Annotated in this window: 15 protein-coding genes (1 of these 15 cut by a window edge); 3 read left to right on the forward strand and 12 right to left on the reverse strand. The window is 66.4% G+C overall.

Annotated features, from left to right (window positions below):
* Window positions 1–15: 15 nt before the first annotated feature.
* From PSELUDRAFT_RS08870 to PSELUDRAFT_RS08905, 8 genes are all read right to left on the reverse strand, one after another.
* Entirely contained in the window at window positions 16–750 is a 735-nt protein-coding gene (locus tag PSELUDRAFT_RS08870; RefSeq protein WP_088966501.1) for an ABC transporter substrate-binding protein, read from the reverse strand.
* A gap of 181 nt (window positions 751–931) precedes the next feature.
* Window positions 932–1,474 (reverse strand): hypothetical protein, encoded by a 543-nt coding sequence (locus PSELUDRAFT_RS08875; RefSeq protein ID WP_157725069.1) that lies wholly within the window; start codon window positions 1,472–1,474, stop codon window positions 932–934.
* 20 nt (window positions 1,475–1,494) lie between these two features.
* Complete coding sequence (locus PSELUDRAFT_RS08880) at window positions 1,495–1,698, reverse strand: SlyX family protein (protein WP_088966503.1); 204 nt, start codon at window positions 1,696–1,698, stop codon at window positions 1,495–1,497.
* A gap of 72 nt (window positions 1,699–1,770) precedes the next feature.
* Window positions 1,771–3,399 (reverse strand): methyl-accepting chemotaxis protein, encoded by a 1,629-nt coding sequence (locus PSELUDRAFT_RS08885; RefSeq protein WP_088966504.1) that lies wholly within the window; start codon window positions 3,397–3,399, stop codon window positions 1,771–1,773.
* Between the two features lie 173 nt (window positions 3,400–3,572).
* Entirely contained in the window at window positions 3,573–4,040 is a 468-nt protein-coding gene (locus PSELUDRAFT_RS08890) for a glycine zipper 2TM domain-containing protein (RefSeq protein WP_088966505.1), read from the reverse strand.
* A gap of 107 nt (window positions 4,041–4,147) precedes the next feature.
* Window positions 4,148–4,543 (reverse strand): thioesterase family protein, encoded by a 396-nt coding sequence (locus tag PSELUDRAFT_RS08895; RefSeq protein WP_088966506.1) that lies wholly within the window; start codon window positions 4,541–4,543, stop codon window positions 4,148–4,150.
* A 183-nt stretch (window positions 4,544–4,726) separates the two neighbouring features.
* Window positions 4,727–5,023, reverse strand: coding sequence for a putative quinol monooxygenase (locus tag PSELUDRAFT_RS08900; protein ID WP_088966507.1), 297 nt, complete (start codon window positions 5,021–5,023; stop codon window positions 4,727–4,729).
* 149 nt (window positions 5,024–5,172) lie between these two features.
* Window positions 5,173–5,964: a class I SAM-dependent methyltransferase gene (locus PSELUDRAFT_RS08905; protein WP_088966508.1), complete on the reverse strand. Its 792-nt coding sequence runs from the start codon at window positions 5,962–5,964 to the stop codon at window positions 5,173–5,175.
* A 93-nt stretch (window positions 5,965–6,057) separates the two neighbouring features.
* Between PSELUDRAFT_RS08905 and PSELUDRAFT_RS08910 the strand changes: the two genes are divergently transcribed.
* Window positions 6,058–8,382 (forward strand): DNA internalization-related competence protein ComEC/Rec2, encoded by a 2,325-nt coding sequence (locus PSELUDRAFT_RS08910; RefSeq protein WP_088966509.1) that lies wholly within the window; start codon window positions 6,058–6,060, stop codon window positions 8,380–8,382.
* Here PSELUDRAFT_RS08910 and PSELUDRAFT_RS08915 read toward each other — a convergent pair.
* Genes PSELUDRAFT_RS08915 through PSELUDRAFT_RS08930 form a run of 4 tightly spaced genes read right to left on the reverse strand, consistent with a single transcriptional unit; the run spans window position 8,364 to window position 13,167 of the window.
* Window positions 8,364–9,260: a response regulator gene (locus PSELUDRAFT_RS08915; RefSeq protein WP_088966510.1), complete on the reverse strand. Its 897-nt coding sequence runs from the start codon at window positions 9,258–9,260 to the stop codon at window positions 8,364–8,366. The genes PSELUDRAFT_RS08910 and PSELUDRAFT_RS08915 overlap by 19 nt on opposite strands.
* Before the next feature lies 1 nt (window position 9,261).
* The gene (locus tag PSELUDRAFT_RS08920) at window positions 9,262–11,823 is read right to left on the reverse strand and encodes an ATP-binding protein (RefSeq protein ID WP_088966511.1); all 2,562 of its coding nucleotides are present in this window, start codon (window positions 11,821–11,823) and stop codon (window positions 9,262–9,264) included.
* Window positions 11,824–11,854: 31 nt separating this feature from the next.
* Window positions 11,855–12,625 (reverse strand): ParA family protein, encoded by a 771-nt coding sequence (locus tag PSELUDRAFT_RS08925; RefSeq protein ID WP_088966512.1) that lies wholly within the window; start codon window positions 12,623–12,625, stop codon window positions 11,855–11,857.
* Window positions 12,626–12,657: 32 nt separating this feature from the next.
* The gene (locus PSELUDRAFT_RS08930; protein WP_088966513.1) at window positions 12,658–13,167 is read right to left on the reverse strand and encodes a surface-adhesin E family protein; all 510 of its coding nucleotides are present in this window, start codon (window positions 13,165–13,167) and stop codon (window positions 12,658–12,660) included.
* A gap of 133 nt (window positions 13,168–13,300) precedes the next feature.
* On the opposite strand from PSELUDRAFT_RS08930, the gene recQ reads away from it, so the two are divergent.
* Complete coding sequence (gene recQ, locus PSELUDRAFT_RS08935) at window positions 13,301–15,100, forward strand: DNA helicase RecQ (RefSeq protein WP_088966514.1); 1,800 nt, start codon at window positions 13,301–13,303, stop codon at window positions 15,098–15,100.
* 61 nt (window positions 15,101–15,161) lie between these two features.
* On the forward strand, window positions 15,162–16,205 hold the 5' portion of the coding sequence (argJ, locus tag PSELUDRAFT_RS08940) for a bifunctional glutamate N-acetyltransferase/amino-acid acetyltransferase ArgJ (protein ID WP_088966515.1). It continues 174 nt past the right edge of the window; only the first 1,044 of its 1,218 coding nucleotides appear in the window; the start codon lies at window positions 15,162–15,164; the stop codon falls past the right edge of the window.

The following is a 16,205-nucleotide window of genomic DNA, read 5'->3' on the forward strand; positions in this document are numbered from 1 at the left end:
GTACTCCCCCTGCTCTCAGGGGGTAGCGCCGTAATGGCGCAGGATGCGCTCGTATTCGCCGGACTGATGCAGGGCGGTCAGGCCCTGGCTGAATTCGGTGAGCAAGCGGCCGCTTTCCGTCTTGTGGCGGCTGAAGGCGATGTGCAGCGGCATCACTTCCAGTGGCGGCTCCTCCCAGCACAGCGGTACCGATAGCGCAGGCTTCGCCTGCCGCTGCAGGTACTGCGCCACTTCACGATCGATCAGCACCAGGTCGAGTCGCCCTGCGGCCAACTTGTACAGGTTGCTCATGTCGTCTTCGGCATCGACGCTGTGCAGGCCGGCCTGCTCGAAGCTGTCCGGGTTCTTGTAGCCCTGCACCGTGCCGATGCGCAGCGTGCGCAGCTGTGCCAGCTCGCTCACGTTGACACGGTGGTCGCAGCGGCTGAAGAAACCCAGCGTGGTGTTGTAGATCGGCAGGCTGAAATACAGGAAGCCGCTGCGCTCCTGCGAATACCACAGCCCGAGCAGGCCATCGAAATGGCCGTTCTGCACCTCGCTCAGTGCCCGCACCCAAGGGCGAAAGCTCAGCCGCAGCGAGATGCCGCGCTGGGCAAAGGCCGCGCGCGCGATGGCGCCGATCAGGCCGCCAGCCGGGTCGGTCGCGGTGGTGTAGGGCGGATATTCCGCGGCCGCCAGGGTGATGCTCTGGCCAGCGGCCAGGCAATACTGGCTGCACAGCAGGGCCAGCAACAGGCAGAGTGTTTTCATGCCGTAGTCTTGGAGTCGTTTCACGATCTGTGGTGTGTGTGCCGAAAACCTTAGGCGCCGGCTACGGTTTGGCTATGGTGAATTTACCACGCTTGCTTGCAGCCGAACGCCATGATCGTAAATTGGTTTTTATAGATATTCCAGCCGACAAGGCCCGCGTCTACCTGTACTTTGCGGCAGGCTACTCCTCCCACGGCCACCAGTCGGGCAGCGGCTGCAGTGCGCTTTCCGGGTACTGCGCGAACAGGTTGGCCGCAAGGCGCAACGGTTGCTGCACGCCGTGCTCGCCCAGCCAGTCGTCCAGTGCCTCGACCTGTTCCTCCTTGCCCATCAGCCGGTACAGCAGCGCCCAGTCTTCCGGCAGGCACCACGGCAGGCCGTCGGCCTGCTGCACGGCGCTGGCATCGAACGGCCAGCGAAAGCTGCCCTTGGGCAGGCGGATCGCCATCTCGGCGATCAGGTCCACCGGCGCGGCATCCGGCAACTCGAAGCGGGCGTAGTGGCGGGTGGCGTATTGCGGATGCGGCGGCGGGGTGATGTCGCGGCCACGCGCCGCCAGCACCTCGCGCACGGCGGCAAAGTCGGCGGCGGTGGTGACGATGTCCAGGCCGCGCGGTTCGTCCACCAGGCCCAGCTGTTGCAGCAGGGTGCTGCCGCCTATGGCCCAGCAGCGGCCGGCCAGCGCCGGCGCCAGTTGGTGTGCCAGTTGCAATGGGGTCTGCATGCGGGCTCCTTGCCGGTGGCTCAGTAGTGCGGCGGGATGTCGTCGCGCAGCGAGCGCTGCTCTTCCGGCTGGTTGCCGGCCTGCTGCAGGCGGTACAGGTGGCGCAGCTGTTCCTGCAGCAGGTCGATCTGCTGCTGCTGGCGCGCCACGGTCAGGTTGAGCGCGTCCAGCAGTTCTTCCTGCAGCGCAAGCTTGATTTCCAGTTCGGTAATGCGGGATTCCATGGTGGCTCCAGGCGGGTAGTGCGCGCATTGTAGCCATGTTGGCCGCACGCCGGCAGGCAAACCGTGCCGCGGCTAGACCTGGAAGCGCGCCACCATGCGCTCCATATCGGCCACCACGTCCTTCATCACCCCGGAGGTGGCGGCGGCATGGTGGGCGATATGGGTAACATCCGCCGAGTGGCTCACCACCACCTCGATGCGCTGCGCTACCTCGGTGGAGGCCCGCGCCTGCTGCTGCAGCGCCGCGCTCAGCGTGGACATGATGCCTGCCACCTGCTGCGACAGCTGGCGCAGCTGCGACAGGCTGTCGCCGGCCAGTTCGGCGCGGTGCACGCTGTCGTTGGCCAGGGTGACGCTGTTGCCCACCTCCTGCACCACCTCGCTGGTGGAGTGCTGGATGGCGGATACCATCTGCACGATTTCACTGGTGGACTGCGCCGTTTTTTCCGACAGCTTGCGCACCTCGTCGGCCACCACCGCAAAACCGCGGCCATGTTCGCCGGCGCGCGCCGCCTCGATGGCGGCATTGAGCGCCAGCAGGTTGGTCTGGTCGGCAATATCGCGGATCACGGCGACGATGCTGGATATCCGTGCCGACTCCTCCTGCAGCTGGCTGATACGCTCCGCCGCGCCGATCACCACGCGCGACACCTGCTGCAATTCGCCGATCAGCCCCAGCAGCGAATCATGCCCGGCCCTGGCCTGCAGGTCGGAGCTGCTGCTCAGCTCGGCCGCCGCCACCGTGCTGTCCGCCACCTCGCTGATGGAGCTGGTCAGGTTCTCGGCGTTGGCCGCAATGCCGCTGGCGGCCTCGCCCTGCTGTTCCACCGCGTGCTCCATGCGCTGCACCGACTGGTTGAGTTCCTCCGACGACTGGCGCAGCGAATCGGCATTGCGGCGCGTGCCCAGCATGGCTTCGCGCAGCGCCACCTGCATGTCGGCCATGGCCTGGATCAGCTTGCCTACTTCATCGCGGCTGGCCGCGGGCAGCTCGCCACGCAGGTCGCCACCGGCAATGCGTCGTGCCGCCGCTACCGTTTCGGCCAGCCTGGCCGCCATGCCGCTGGCGATCAGCAGCGACAGCACCAGCGCCAGGGCGATGCCCAGCAGCAGGGCGATGATGCCGCTGCGGATGCTGCTTTGCGCCGCCTCCTGGGCGCGGCTGCCGGCCGCGCGGGCTTCATCCGCACTCAGCCTGGTCAGCGCGTCGGTCTGGTCGCGCAGCAGGTTGGCGCGTTTCACCCACTCGCCCTTGCGCAGCGCCTGCGCGGCGTCCTCCTGGCCGCTGGCGCGCAGCGCGATCGCCTGTTCCACCGTGGTGCGGTAGTCGGCCGCCGCCTGCAGCGCCTGCTGGTAGGCCTTGCGTTCGGCCTCGCTGGAGATCAGTGGCTCATAAGCCTGGAATGCCTTGCCCAGCGAGGCATCCAGCTGTTGCATCGATTGCGCGGTCTTGGTCTGCTCGGCCGGCTGGGTGGACAGCATGTATTCCAGGCTGCGCACCCGGTAGCGCAGGCGCAGCTGGCTGATGTCCGCCACCGCCTGCAGCGAGGGTAGCGAGGTGTCGCTGATGACATGGCTGTCGCGGCTGATGCCGTGGATCTGCCACAGACAGTACAGGATGGCGGTAACCAGGATGCCGCCGCTGCCAAGGAAGCTGACCAGGAACTTTGCCCGCAGGCCCAGATTATCGAGAAATCGCATGGCGCCTCTCCTTGCCAGCCGGATAATGCCGAAAGTATAGGCAGCGTCCTGGCGGATTGCCGCCCGGCTGCATGGTGGCCGGGCAGGAGGCGCTACGGCCTGCTAGCCGCGCATAAAAACAATGCCGCCGGCACGGGGCCGGCGGCATTGAGGGGTGCAGTAGTGCTGCGGTGTTACATCGGCAGCACGCGCGCGGTGCCGTTGCCGCTGAGAATCTTCACGCGCTGGCCCGCGCTGATGGGCACATCGGCTTCCTGCACGATGGAGATGGTGCGGCCCTTGTCGGTCTGGATGGTCAGCTCGTAAGCGGCCTTGCTGCTGCCGCGCTGCATGCCCTCGGCAGCAACGCCACCGATCATGGCGCCAACGATGGCGCCGGCGGCGGAGCCCTTGCCCTGGCCGACGCTGCTGCCGGCGATGCCGCCCAGCGCGGTGCCGCCCAGGGTCAGCAGGTCATTTTTGCTGCCTTCCATCCTTACCGATTTCACATCCAGCACCTTGCCGTATTCCACGTCGTGAATCTGGCGCATGTCGGACTGGCTGTAGACGGCGGCGGAGTCCGAACCGTACATGCTGGTGCAGCCTGCCAGCAGGGCAACGGACAGCAGGGACAGGGTGGCGGTAAGGCGCAGGCGGGACATGATGCAACTCCATGAGATTCACAATGGCCCGTATTTGACCACATTCCCGGGGCGGGGTTTGCGCTAACTACGTGACTATTTGTGACGAAGTGTGAAGACGAATGGCCTCAGTCGGCCAGTTGCGCCGCGAATTCGGCGGGTACCGACGGCCGGCCACGTTCGTTGATGGCGGTACCGACGATCAGGCCTTCCAGCACCACCTTGCCGTCGTCCTGGCGGATCACCTGCTGGCGGAAACCGAAGCGCACCTTGGATACCGGCTCGAATGCCACCGTTACCATGAACTTGTCGCCGCTGGTGAGCGAGGCCTTGTAATCCAGCTCGGAACGCACCACCACCAGGTTGATGTTCTGGCGCGCCAGCTCGGCGAAATCGATGCCCTTCTCCAGCAGGAATTCATGGCGGGCATGTTCCAGGTAGTTGAAGTACACCCCGTTATTCACGATGCCCTGCATATCGCATTCGTAATCACGCACCTTGAATTCAACGGTAAAAACGGACATCGGCTGGCTCCATCGGCAATGTAGTGGTCAAAGCACCGGCGACAGGATGCCGCGGCGCGGGGAAGGGAGTGTAGCGTAAAGCTCAAGGTTTGAGAGATGGCTGTTATCGAGTGCTGCTGGATTTGACTTAAGGAGCTTGGTGGTCAGACAAGAACATGCGGCCATGGTTGGCCGCATTGCTGTTTATCGATAGCTGGTCAGTTGCAAGACGGTTGCCGGACCGGCCCTGAATGTCGGGTTAAGCCGGTCTGCTTCCAGCATATGTGGCGAAACGTCATGCGCGCTCAAGGCTTCTGCTGATGTCCAGCGCTCAGTCAGCACAAACTGATCGTTGTTATTTGCCACCCGATGCAGCTCGTATTCAAGGCATCCAGCTTCTGCTCGCACCAGTGGGGCGAGTTTTTCGAATGCTTGAATCTGCTGCTTGCCAAGCCCGGGTTGAACCTGGATGAGAACGATAAGTACAACTTCGTGGGACATAAATCCTCCGTGAATGCATTGGTTAATGATCCCGGAGAGAGTATTCGATCGATTCTGTTCTGGTTATTGAGTTGGCATTTGTTTTGCTGCAATGCACAGACAACAAGTTGTGAAGTTTGTGCAGAGAGTAATGTCCGGATGTGCTTAGCTCAGGGCGTTGGCCGCAGCGCCTTGATCACGTACAGGTCGAAGCGGGTGGACTTGCCGTCCATCACTGCCGAAGGCTTGACGCCGGCGATGGCCGGGCCGCGCTGCGGGCGCTTCACCACCACGCGCACGGTGGCGGCGGCAATGGCGGCGGCCAGCAGTTCGCTGCTGTCCAGGTCGTCGCCGATTACCTGCTGGAAGGCCTGCATGCCTTTCTTGGCGGCGGCGCTTTTCTTGTCGGTGTCGGGGAACATCGGGTCGACGAACACCACCTCCGGGCGCTGCGCCTCCGGCAGTTCGGCCTGTGCGGCCAACCAGCGGCGGGCATCGGCGTGCACCAGCGTCATGCGGCGGGCGATGTCCATGGTGTCCGGGTGCCAGCGTGCGCGCTCCAGCGCGTCGTGCAGCAGCGCAGCGGCTACCGGCGAACGCTCCAGCAGGGTGACCTCGCAGCCCAGCGTGGCCAGTACGAAGCTGTCGCCGCCGAGGCCGGCGGTGGCATCCACCACCCGCGGCAGTTCCTTCGCGCCCTTCAGGCCGATGGCCTTGGCCACCGGCTGGCCGCGGCCGCCACCCTGTTCGCGGCGGTGGCGTGCGGCGCCTTCGACGAATTCGGCATACACCGCGCCATGCTTGCCGCTGGTGAGCAGCTCCAGCCGTTCCGGCCCCAGCTCCAGCCAGTAGCCTTCCTGCGGGCGCTGGGTCACCAGCGGCAGGGCAAAGCGTTCGGCCAGTTGCTGCGCGGTGTCGCGCCGCGCCGGTTCGGCGCAGAAGAGTGGAGTGGCTGCGGTCATGATGCGGTTCCTTGCAAGTGGCGGCGAAGATACGGCAAGCGCCGGGCGGCGGCAATCTTGCTGGCAATAATTCGTGTTGCATAGCATGGGGCCATGAACATGCTTACCGCTTTCTGCCTGGGGCTGGTGCTGTGTGTCTGGCTGCCTGCGCCGCCGGACTGGCACCTGCTGCTGGCAGCCGTGATCGTCGCCTGGCCGCTGTGGTGGCGCCGGCGCACGCTGCTGCTGGCCGTGCTGCTGCTGGGCGTGGTCTATGCCGGCTGGCGCATCGAGCTGCGTCTGGCCGAGCGGCTGCCGGTGGCGCTGGAAGGCGTGCCGCTGCTGCTGGCCGTGCTGCTGCTGGGCGTGGTCTATGCCGGCTGGCGCATCGAGCTGCGTCTGGCCGAGCGGCTGCCGGTGGCGCTGGAAGGCGTGCCGCTGCAGATACATGGCACGGTGCGGGGGCTGGCCGCCACCGGGGAGTTTGGCGTGCGCTTTCGCTTGCAGCCGGATGAGGCCGACCGCCGGGAGCATGGTTTGCCGCCGCTACTGGAGCTGAACGATTACGCCAGGCAGGACTGGCCGCCGGGCAGCCGCTGGCAGCTGTTGGTGCGTTTGCGCCAGCCGCGCGGTGCGGCCAACGTGGCCGGCTTCGATGCCGCGCGCTGGTACTGGAGCGAAGCCGTGCAGGCCACCGGCAGCGTCGGCAAGCACCGGCGGGCGCTGGCGGCGGACTGTGGCTGGCAGTGCCGGCTGGATACGCTGCGACAGGCGGTGGTGACGCGGCTGGCCAGCAGCATCGGCCCGGGGCGCGATGCGGCACTGGTGGCGGCACTGGCGGTGGGCGCGCAGCAGGGAATTGCCCGGCCCGAATGGCAGGCGCTGGCGGCCACCGGCCTGACGCACGCGGTGAGCGTGTCGGGCCTGCATATCACGCTGGTGGCCGGGCTGGTGCTGTGGCTGGTGCGCCGGCTGCTGCGGCCGTGGCCGCGCTGCCAGCCGCAGCGGCTTGCCCTGCTGGCCTCGCTGTTGGGCGCCGTGGCCTATGCCTTGCTGGCCGGGTTTTCGGTGCCGACACAGCGCACGGTGTGGATGCTGGCCGCCACCGTGGCGGCGCTGTGGCAATGGCGCAGCCTGTCCGGCTGGCAGGTATGGTTGGCCGCACTGGCGGTGGTGCTGCTGATCGACCCGTTCGCCGTGCTGGCGGCCGGCTTCTGGTTATCGTTCGGCCTGGTCGGCGCCTTGATCGCCGGCGAGAGCGGGTTGCGCCGCCGCCCTGGCTACTGGCCGGCGCTGCTGGGCGCGCAATGGCGTGCCACGCTGGCCTCGCTGCCGCCGCTGGCGGCCATGTTCGGGCAGTGGCCGCTGCTGTCGCCGCTGGCCAATGCGCTGGGCATTCCGCTGGTGTCGCTGTTGCTGACGCCGCTCGCGCTCTTGGCCGCCGCCTTGCCCTGGGCCTGGCTGGCGCGGCTGGCGGGTTGGGCGGCGGCCGGTTTCTGGTGGTGGGTGGACTGGCTGGCCGCCGGGCCGCAGTGGTGGTTTCCAGCCTTGCCCTGGCCGCTGTTGCCGGCGGCGCTGCTGGGTACGCTCTGCCTGGTGCTGCCGTTGTCGCGCAGCCTGCGGCTGGCAGGCCTCCTGTTGTTGCTGCCCCTGCTGCTGTACCGCGCGCCGCGCCCACTGGCGGGCGAGCTGCGGGTGGAAATGATCGACGTGGGGCAGGGGCTGGCGGTGCTGTTGCAGACGTCGCGGCATGATTTGTTGTTCGACACCGGCGCCGGCGATGCCGGCCGCGTGCTGCTGCCGGTGTTGCGTGCGCTGGGGGCAAGTGCGCCGGCGCTGATGCTGTCGCACCACGACGCCGATCATGATGGCGCCGCCGCCGGTGTGTTGGCGGCCCTGCCGGTGCCGCAGCTATGGCGCGGCCAGCCCGGCAGCGTGCCGGAACACCAGGCTCAGCCCTGCCGCGCGGGGCAAAGCTGGGTGTGGGACGGGGTGCGTTTCGACGTGTTGTGGCCGCGGGCGGAGACCAGCGGGGAGGATAATGCGCACAGCTGCGTGTTGCGGGTGGCCACCTGGCGGCAGGCGATCCTGCTGACCGGCGATGCGCCGCAGGCGGTGGAACTGGAACTGCTGCGGCGCTACGGTGCGGCCTTGCGCAGCCAGGTGCTGGTGGTGGGGCATCACGGTAGCCGTACTTCCAGTGCCGAGGCGTGGCTGGATACCGTGCAGCCGCAGTACGCACTGATCAGCGTGGGCTATCACAACCGTTACCGCCATCCGCACCCGCTGGTGCTGCAAAGGTTGGCCGCGCGGGCGCTGCCGCCGTGGCGCACCGATCAGCTGGGGGCGCTGCAGTTGCGGCTGGGGGCGCAGATCGACATCACGCCGCGCCGCCAGCGCCGTTACTGGCAGCCGGCGGATCAGGCGGCCGGCAGGTAGCTGACGGCGCGCACCACGTTGCCGCGCTCGCGGTATTCCAGTTCGTCGAACGACAGCCGGCGCGCAATCATGATGCCGCGGCCGTGGCTGGCCAGCAGTTCGCCCGGTTCGCGGGTGAGAAAGTGCTGCCAGTCGAAGCCGTCGCCCTGGTCGCGGATCTCGAAACTCAGCGCCCTGGCACTGCGTTCCAGGCCAAGGCTGACCTTGCGCGCACCCAGCACCGGGTCGGCCAGGCGGCGTTCCAGCTCCTGCTCCCAGCGCTCCTGCTGCTGCAGCCGGGTTTTTTCCTCGAAGCTGACACCCAGGTTGCCGTGTTCGATGGCGTTGACGATCAGTTCGAACAGGCCGGTGGCCACCTTTTCCGGCTCCGGGCTGGTCTTGGCCAGCAGCGCGGCCACGTGGCGAGCCTCCTGCAGGGTGTGGAAGCTGAACTCGGCACGGTCCAGGAACTGCAGCGCGCCCATCTGCTGGTTGGCCAGCTCGCGGAAATACTGGTGGCGATCCCAGTGCACGGTGGCGGCGGCCACCACCGCCAGCAGCATGTCGCGCGAGAACGGCTTGGTGAGGTAGTAGAAGGCGCCGGACGACAGCCCCTCCTGCACGCTGGCCGCAGCGCCCACCGCGGTCTGCATGATCACCGGCAGGAAGGCCAGGTGCGGGTTGGCCTTCATGCGGCGCAGTAGTTCGAAGCCGCTGATGCCCGGCATCATTTTGTCCAGCAGCACGGCGGCGTACTGTTCGCCCTCGCGCTGCAGAATCTGCCAGGCATCCTCGCCGTTGTCGGCGGCGACGGTTTCGTAGCCGGCGTCCTGCAGCAGCTCTCCCAGCAGCTCCAGGTTGAACGGTTCGTCGTCTACCAGTAACAAACGCTTGGCCATGTCATTTCTCCTTGTTCAGGCCGTATTGCCGCCGCGGCAGGGTGAAGCTGAAGATGGCGCCGCCACCTTCCGCATTGTGTACTGCAATGGCGCCGCCGTGGGCATGCACGATCTCGCGGCAGATGGCCAGGCCCAGGCCGGTACCACCGGCACCGGTCTTGGTCAGGCTGCTCTGGATGAATTTGTCGAAAATCTGTTCGCGCTCGTGCTCCGGCACGCCGGGGCCGTAGTCGCGCACATCCACGCGCAGCGGTGCTTCCGGGCTGCTGCCGGGCACGATGTCCACGCTGACGCGGGCGCCCTGCGGGCTGAACTTGATGGCGTTGGACAGCAGGTTGCGCACCACCTGGCCGATGCGGAAGGCGTCCATGTCCACCAGCACTTCGTTCGGCAGCGGCACGAACAGCAGCGAGATGCCCTGTTGCTCCGCCTGGCCGCGCAATTCGTCCAGGCATTCGCGGATCACGTGCTGCAGGTCGCTGCGCTGCATCGCGTATTCCATGCGGCCAACTTCCATTTTCGACAGATCCAGCAATTCGTTCAGCAGCGACAGCAGGCGGCTGCCGCTATGGTGGATGCGCTCGAAGTAGCGGTGCAGCCGCGACAGCGCCGCCGGGTCTTCCTGCTGCTGGCCCATTTCGGCAAAGCCGAGGATGGCATGCAGCGGGGTGCGCAGTTCGTGCGACATATTGGCCAGGAATTCGGTCTTGGCGCGGCTGGTTTCCTCGGCCAGATCGCGGGCGCGGCGCAGCGCTTCCTCGGTGGTGCGCTGCGCGGAAATATCCTGGTACAGCCACACCGAGCCCAGTGCCGGCTGGCCCGGCTTCACGGCGCGGCCGAACATGCGCACCCAGATGTTGTCGCCGCCGCCGCGCGCCAGCAGCATGTCGTCCTGGCTGATTTCGCCGTTGTTCAGTGCCGGGTAGGCGATGCGGCCGGTGCGCAGGAACTGCTCGTCGCTGTCGTACAGGATGCGGGTGGAGTGTTCGATGATTTCATCTTCACGGCGCTGGAACAGTGTCAGGAACGCCTTGTTCACCTGCTTGAAGTGGCGGTCGACGATATAGGCCATGGCCATCGGGCTGGCGTCCAGCAGCGCGGACAGCTGGCGCGAGCGGGTTTCCACCTGTTCGGCCAGGGTGTCGGTCAGGCGCAGCAGCGCCGCCTCGCGCTCCTTGCGTGCGGCGATGTTGCGGCACATCACCAGGTAAAACGGCGCAGTGTGATCCGGCATGATCAGGCTGATCGACATTTCCACCTGCAGCATGAACGACTGGTCGCAGATCAGCAGCGCCTCGAACGGGTGGCCGATCAGCGGCGCCACGTGTTCGGCAAAGCTGCTGTGCGGCGGGTGGTGCAGCTCGCTGATCAGCGCGCCGGCCGGCAGTTGCAGCAGGGCGTCCTGCTGCTGGCCGATCAGCCGCGCGGCGGCCGGGTTGACCAGGATCACCTGGCCGTGGTCGTTGAGCAGGATCAGGCCGTCGCTTTGCTGCGCCAGCAGTGCGCGGTGGCGCTCCTCGGTGTCCTGCAGCGGCTTGATGCGTTCGCGCTGGCGCTCCTGCTGGGTTTTCAGCGTGACGTTGCTGTCTTGCAGCCGGTTGATCATGCCGCTCTGGTACTGCAGCTTCTGCCGGTTCTGCCGCGACAGCCGGCTGCCGGCACTGCCCATCAGCACAATGGCCGCCAGCAGCAGTACGCCGGCCAGCAGCAGGCCGTGCCCGGTGCTGTCGTCGTCCCCCACCGGCATGACTTCAAAGGTGAGCTGCTGGCCGCCGATGATGCGGCTGGCGCGCAGCAGCGGCAGCGATTCGGGCGGCAGGTTAGGGTGGCTGTCCGCCAGCAGCGGGTGCTGCCGGTCCTGGATCAGGATGCGCAGCCGCAGCTGTTCCGATGCCGCGCCCTGGCTGCTGGTGGTCAGCAGCTGCGCCGGGTTGAGGCCGATGCCCAGCAACAGCGGCAGCGGGCGGGTCTTGGGGCTGAAGAACAGCGCCAGCCGCTGGCTGCTGCCGGTGCGCAGCTGCACCAGCGCCGGCAGGCCGTCGGCAATGGCATGCTGCAGCGCGTGGCCAACGTCGGACTGTGCGCCCAGGTCCAGGTGCAGCGGCAGCGCCTCGCTGTCGTCCGGGTATTGCTGCGCCACCGGAAAATAGGCCGGGCGTACCGACGCCGGCATCAGGCGGTTGCCCTCGAACTGGCGCAGCAGCAGCCCCTGGTTCAGCTCCACGGCTTCGCGCTGGCGCTGGTCGACGCGTTGCACCACGGTGAGAAAGTCGAAGGCCGGGTTGGCCGACAGTACATAGGGGGCGTAACGGGTGAAGCTGCCGCTGCCGCTGGCATCGTTATCGCCGCTCAGCAGCAGCTCGGTGGCCGTCTGGCCGTTCTGCAGCAGTTGCTGCAGCTGCTGGGTAAGCAGGGTGATGCGCTGGGTTGCCTGACCCAGCTGGCGGCTGCGGCTGGCGTTCTGCTCCGCCTGCTGCAATAGCAGCATGGCCAGCAGCCACAGGCTGCCGGCCAGTACCAGGCTGCTGATCAGCAAGGTGGCGGGCTTGAACTCGGTTTTCATCGGCGGGCGTGGCGGCGACCGCAAGCCGCAATCAATGTTGCGCCAGGTTGGCGTACAGCTGGCTGAATTCCTGCGCCAGTTTATGGCGCGGGTCGAGGAATACCATCGGCAGGCTGCGCTCGTGCGATTCGCGGATCTTCACCGACGCCGACAGCGGCGGCTGCAGCACCGGGTGGCCGGCGTCGCGCAGCTCCTGCACCATGCGCACCGGCAGGCTGGCGCGCGGCTGGAACTGGTTGACCACGATGCCTTCGATCTGCAGCTCCGGGTTATGGTCGGCGCGGATCTCGGCGGCGCTGTCCAACAGGCCCAGCAGCGCATGGCGCGAGAAGGTGTCGCAGTCGAAGGGAATCAGGCAACGGTTGGCCGCAATCAGCGCCGAGCGGGTGTAGAAGTTCAGCGCCGGCGGGGTGTCGATCCAGATCTCGTCGTAATCGGATGCCAGTTTCAGCAGCGTCTCGCGCAGCTTGAACATCTTGTAGCGCGCTTCCAGCTTGGGCATCAGCTCGGCCAGCTCGGGGTGCGAGGCCAGCAGGTGCAGCTTGTCGTGCGCGGTGGGCTGGATGTAGTCCTGCGGCGGTTTTTCGTACAGGCTGATGTTCAGCATCTGGCCGAAGAAGCCGGCGGCATGCGCATCGGCCGGCGGCGTGGCGTTGCCGGTCAGGTAGTGGCTGGCGTTGCCCTGCGGGTCCAGGTCCAGCAGCAGCACCTTGCGGCCGGACTTGGCGGCGGCGGCGGCCAGGTTGACGGTAATGGTGGATTTACCCACCCCCCCCTTCTGATTGAATACCACCCGTCGCATGATTGCCCTTTATCAAGTTGGCGGCGTTGACGTCAGGTCGCCAGCGCCTGCTTGCACACGTAGTCCACCTGCTGGAACGACGCCGACTGCCGCACCACCGGCATCGGCCGGATTTCGCTGTCATTATAAGTACGGCTCAGGATCTCCCTGCCATTTTCGTCAAGCAACTGCATGGCGGCCAGGCGGAAGGTGGAGGCCACGCAGTCCACTTCCCAGCTGTTGATCGACTGTTTGTGCGGCGGCGTGGAGAGGAAGTTTTCCTTCTTCGGGTTGAAGATGGTCTTGCGATCGCGGAACAGCACCAGGTTGCCCTTGTGGCGAATGCTCAGTTTGTCGATCTCGTGCAGGATATTGCCGTTGGGCGATACCCCCAGGATCACCCACTCGGCATTGGCCGTGGTGCTGGGGCGGGTTTGCGGCTGCGGGCGAATCACCACCTGCGGCTGGCTCTTGTTGCTGTTGGCGCCGGCCGGCATGGTGCCGGTGCTGGCGCAGCCGGTAAGAGCCAGCAGGGCGGCTAAAAGGGGAATGGCAAGCTTCATGGCAAGACTCTGACTGCGTAAACATGGCAAGTCTCGCATACCGCGGTGCATCACGGTAAGTGTTATCGGCGGCGTTGCCGGCACGGGGCGGGCGCTTTTTGCGTACAATGCGCCGTTCACGTGAAGAATCCCGATGCAGGACGCACTTTCCCTTCTCCAGAATACCTTTGGCTACCCGGCATTCCGCGGCATGCAGGCCGACATCATCACGCATGTCGCCGCCGGCGGTAATGCACTGGTACTGATGCCCACCGGCGGCGGCAAGAGCCTGTGCTACCAGATTCCGGCGCTGCTGCGCCCGGGGCTGGCACTGGTGGTATCGCCGCTGATCGCGCTGATGCAGGACCAGGTGGCCGCGCTGCGCGAAGCCGGCGTGGCTGCCGCCTGTCTCAACTCCGCCACCACCCAGGACGAGGCGCGCGCCATTGCGCATTTCGCCCGCGAAGGCCAGCTCGACCTGCTGTACGTGGCGCCGGAGCGGCTGCTGACGCCGCGCTTCCTGGAGTTCCTGGCCAGCCTGCCGCAGATTGCGCTGTTCGCGGTGGACGAGGCGCACTGCGTCAGCCAGTGGGGGCACGACTTCCGCCCGGAATACCAGCAGCTGGGGCAACTGTTCCAACGTTGGCCGCAAGTACCGCGCATCGCGCTTACCGCCACCGCCGACGCCGAAACCCGTGCCGACATGCTGCATTACCTGCAGCTGCAGGACGCCGGCCAGTTCGTTACCAGCTTCGACCGCCCCAATCTGTTCTACCAGGTGGTGGAAAAGGACAGCGCCAAGAAGCAGCTGCTGGCCTTTATCGAGAACGACTACCCCGGCGTGTCCGGCATCGTCTACTGCCTGTCGCGCAAGCGGGTGGACGACACCGCGCAGTGGCTGTGTGAAAACGGCATCCGCGCGCTGCCCTACCACGCCGGCATGAGCCACGAGGATCGCGACCGCAACCAGCGCACCTTCCTGCGCGAGGACGGCATCGTGATGGTGGCCACCATCGCCTTCGGCATGGGCATCGACAAGCCGGATGTGCGCTTCGTCGCCCACATCGACCTGCCCAAGAGCCCGGAGAACTTCTACCAGGAGTCCGGCCGCGCCGGCCGTGACGGCCTGCCTGCCACCAGCTGGTTGTGCTATGGCCTCAACGACATGGTGCAGCTGACACAGATGATAGAAGGCGGCGACAGCCCGGGGCAGCAGAAGCAGGTAGAGCTGACCAAGCTGGACGCCATGCTGGGCTACTGCGAAACCGCCAGCTGCCGCCGGCAGCAGATCCTGGCCTACTTCGGCGAGGCGGCGCAGCCCTGCGGGCAGTGCGACAACTGCCTGCGCCCGCCGGCCACCTTCGATGCCACCGTGGTGGTGCAGAAGCTGCTGTCCTGCATCTATCGTTGCGGCCAACGTTACCCGGCCGGCCACGTCATCGACGTGCTGCTGGGCCGCCCCAACCAGTACGTGCAGCAGGCCGGGCACGACAAGCTGTCCACCTTCGGCATCGGCAAGGAACTCAACCAGAAAGCTTGGCGCTCGGTGATCCGTCAGCTGGTGGCGCGCAAGCTGCTGCAGGTGGATGTCGTACGCGGGCAGTCGCTGCTGCTCACCGACGCCTGCCGCAGCATCCTCAAGGGCGACGAGCAGATCGAGTTGCGCCCGCTGGCCGAAGCGCGCCAGCGCCAGAGCGTGCACAGCGAGCGCTGGCTGCGCACCGAGCGCGAAGAGCGGCTGTGGTCGGCGCTGCGCCGCTGGCGCAAGGCCACCGCCGACGAGCACAATGTGCCGGCCTACGCAGTCTGCAGCGATCGCACCCTGCAGGAGCTGGTGCAGCAGCGGCCGGTTACCCCCGGCGGGCTGCGCAAGGTCTACGGCCTGGGCGAGCTGAAAGTGGCGCGCTACGGCGAGGCGCTGCTGGGGCTGATCCACGAGCACGGCGACGGCTGAGGGTGATTCGCGGGCAGCGAATCAGTTACAATGATGCGACATCAAATTTCGGAGAATCGCCATGCCCGTCAACCTCAAGCCCGTGGATAACAGCAAACTGGCCGTCATCGCCGGTGTCGATCTTGCCTACGCCGAAGCCGGCATCAAGAAGCCGGGCCGCAAGGATGTGCTGGTGATTCGTCTCGACAAGGGCAATACCGTGGCGGGCGTGTTCACCCAGAACCGCTTCTGCGCCGCGCCGGTACAGCTGTGCAAGCAGCACCTGGATGCCGGCGTGCAGATCCGCGCACTGGTAGTCAACACCGGCAATGCCAACGCCGGTACCGGCGAATCCGGCCGCCAGAATGCCCGCGCCGTGTGTGAAGCGTTGGCCGCAGAACTCGATTGCCTGCCGGAACAGATCCTGCCGTTCTCCACCGGCGTGATCCTGGAGCCGCTGCCGGTGGACAAGATCATCACCGCGCTGCCGCAGCGCAAGGCCGCCAGCTGGGCCGATGCCGCCGAAGCCATCATGACCACCGACGTGGCACCCAAGGCCACCAGCCGCACCATCCAGATCGACGGCCACAGCGTGAACATCACCGGCATCGCCAAGGGTGCCGGCATGATCCACCCGAATATGGCCACCATGCTGGGCTTCATCGCCACCGATGCGCCGGTAACCCGCCCGCTGCTGAACCAGCTGGTGAAGGAAGTGGCCGACCTCAGCTTCAATAGCATCACCATCGACGGCGACACCTCCACCAACGATAGCTTCATGCTGATCTCCACCGGCCAGGGCCGTGCGGCGCGCATCGACAGCGCCACCTCTGCCGCCTACGAGCAGCTCAAGGCTGCGGTACTGGAAGTGGCCATCGAACTGGCGCAGGCCATCGTGCGCGATGGCGAAGGCGCCACCAAGTTCATCACCGTACAGGTGGAGGGCGGCCGCACCATCGCCGAGTGCAAGGCCGTGGGCTACGCCATCGGCCGCTCGCCGCTGGTGAAAACCGCCTTCTTTGCCTCCGACCCGAACCTGGGCCGCCTGTTGGCTGCCATCGGCTACGCCGGCATCAACGATCTGGATGTCGACCGCCTGGAGATGTACCTGGACGACGTGCTGGTT

Origin of the sequence: Vogesella sp. LIG4, from assembly GCF_900090205.1 — a bacterium.
Taxonomy (GTDB): domain Bacteria; phylum Pseudomonadota; class Gammaproteobacteria; order Burkholderiales; family Chromobacteriaceae; genus Vogesella.

Bases quoted from the DNA above. Each gene is read 5' to 3' on its own strand.
- PSELUDRAFT_RS08885 (WP_088966504.1), bottom strand. From the start codon at position 3,399: ATGCGATTTCTCGATAATCTGGGCCTGCGGGCAAAGTTCCTGGTCAGC.
- PSELUDRAFT_RS08910 (WP_088966509.1), top strand. From the start codon at position 6,058: ATGAACATGCTTACCGCTTTCTGCCTGGGGCTGGTGCTGTGTGTCTGG.
- PSELUDRAFT_RS08895 (WP_088966506.1), bottom strand. From the start codon at position 4,543: ATGTCCGTTTTTACCGTTGAATTCAAGGTGCGTGATTACGAATGCGAT.
- PSELUDRAFT_RS08870 (WP_088966501.1), bottom strand. From the start codon at position 750: ATGAAAACACTCTGCCTGTTGCTGGCCCTGCTGTGCAGCCAGTATTGC.
- PSELUDRAFT_RS08875 (WP_157725069.1), bottom strand. From the start codon at position 1,474: ATGCAGACCCCATTGCAACTGGCACACCAACTGGCGCCGGCGCTGGCC.
- PSELUDRAFT_RS08900 (WP_088966507.1), bottom strand. From the start codon at position 5,023: ATGTCCCACGAAGTTGTACTTATCGTTCTCATCCAGGTTCAACCCGGG.
- recQ (WP_088966514.1), top strand. From the start codon at position 13,301: ATGCAGGACGCACTTTCCCTTCTCCAGAATACCTTTGGCTACCCGGCA.
- PSELUDRAFT_RS08930 (WP_088966513.1), bottom strand. From the start codon at position 13,167: ATGAAGCTTGCCATTCCCCTTTTAGCCGCCCTGCTGGCTCTTACCGGC.
- PSELUDRAFT_RS08890 (WP_088966505.1), bottom strand. From the start codon at position 4,040: ATGTCCCGCCTGCGCCTTACCGCCACCCTGTCCCTGCTGTCCGTTGCC.
- PSELUDRAFT_RS08905 (WP_088966508.1), bottom strand. From the start codon at position 5,964: ATGACCGCAGCCACTCCACTCTTCTGCGCCGAACCGGCGCGGCGCGAC.
- PSELUDRAFT_RS08915 (WP_088966510.1), bottom strand. From the start codon at position 9,260: ATGGCCAAGCGTTTGTTACTGGTAGACGACGAACCGTTCAACCTGGAG.
- PSELUDRAFT_RS08925 (WP_088966512.1), bottom strand. From the start codon at position 12,625: ATGCGACGGGTGGTATTCAATCAGAAGGGGGGGGTGGGTAAATCCACC.
- PSELUDRAFT_RS08880 (WP_088966503.1), bottom strand. From the start codon at position 1,698: ATGGAATCCCGCATTACCGAACTGGAAATCAAGCTTGCGCTGCAGGAA.
- PSELUDRAFT_RS08920 (WP_088966511.1), bottom strand. From the start codon at position 11,823: ATGAAAACCGAGTTCAAGCCCGCCACCTTGCTGATCAGCAGCCTGGTA.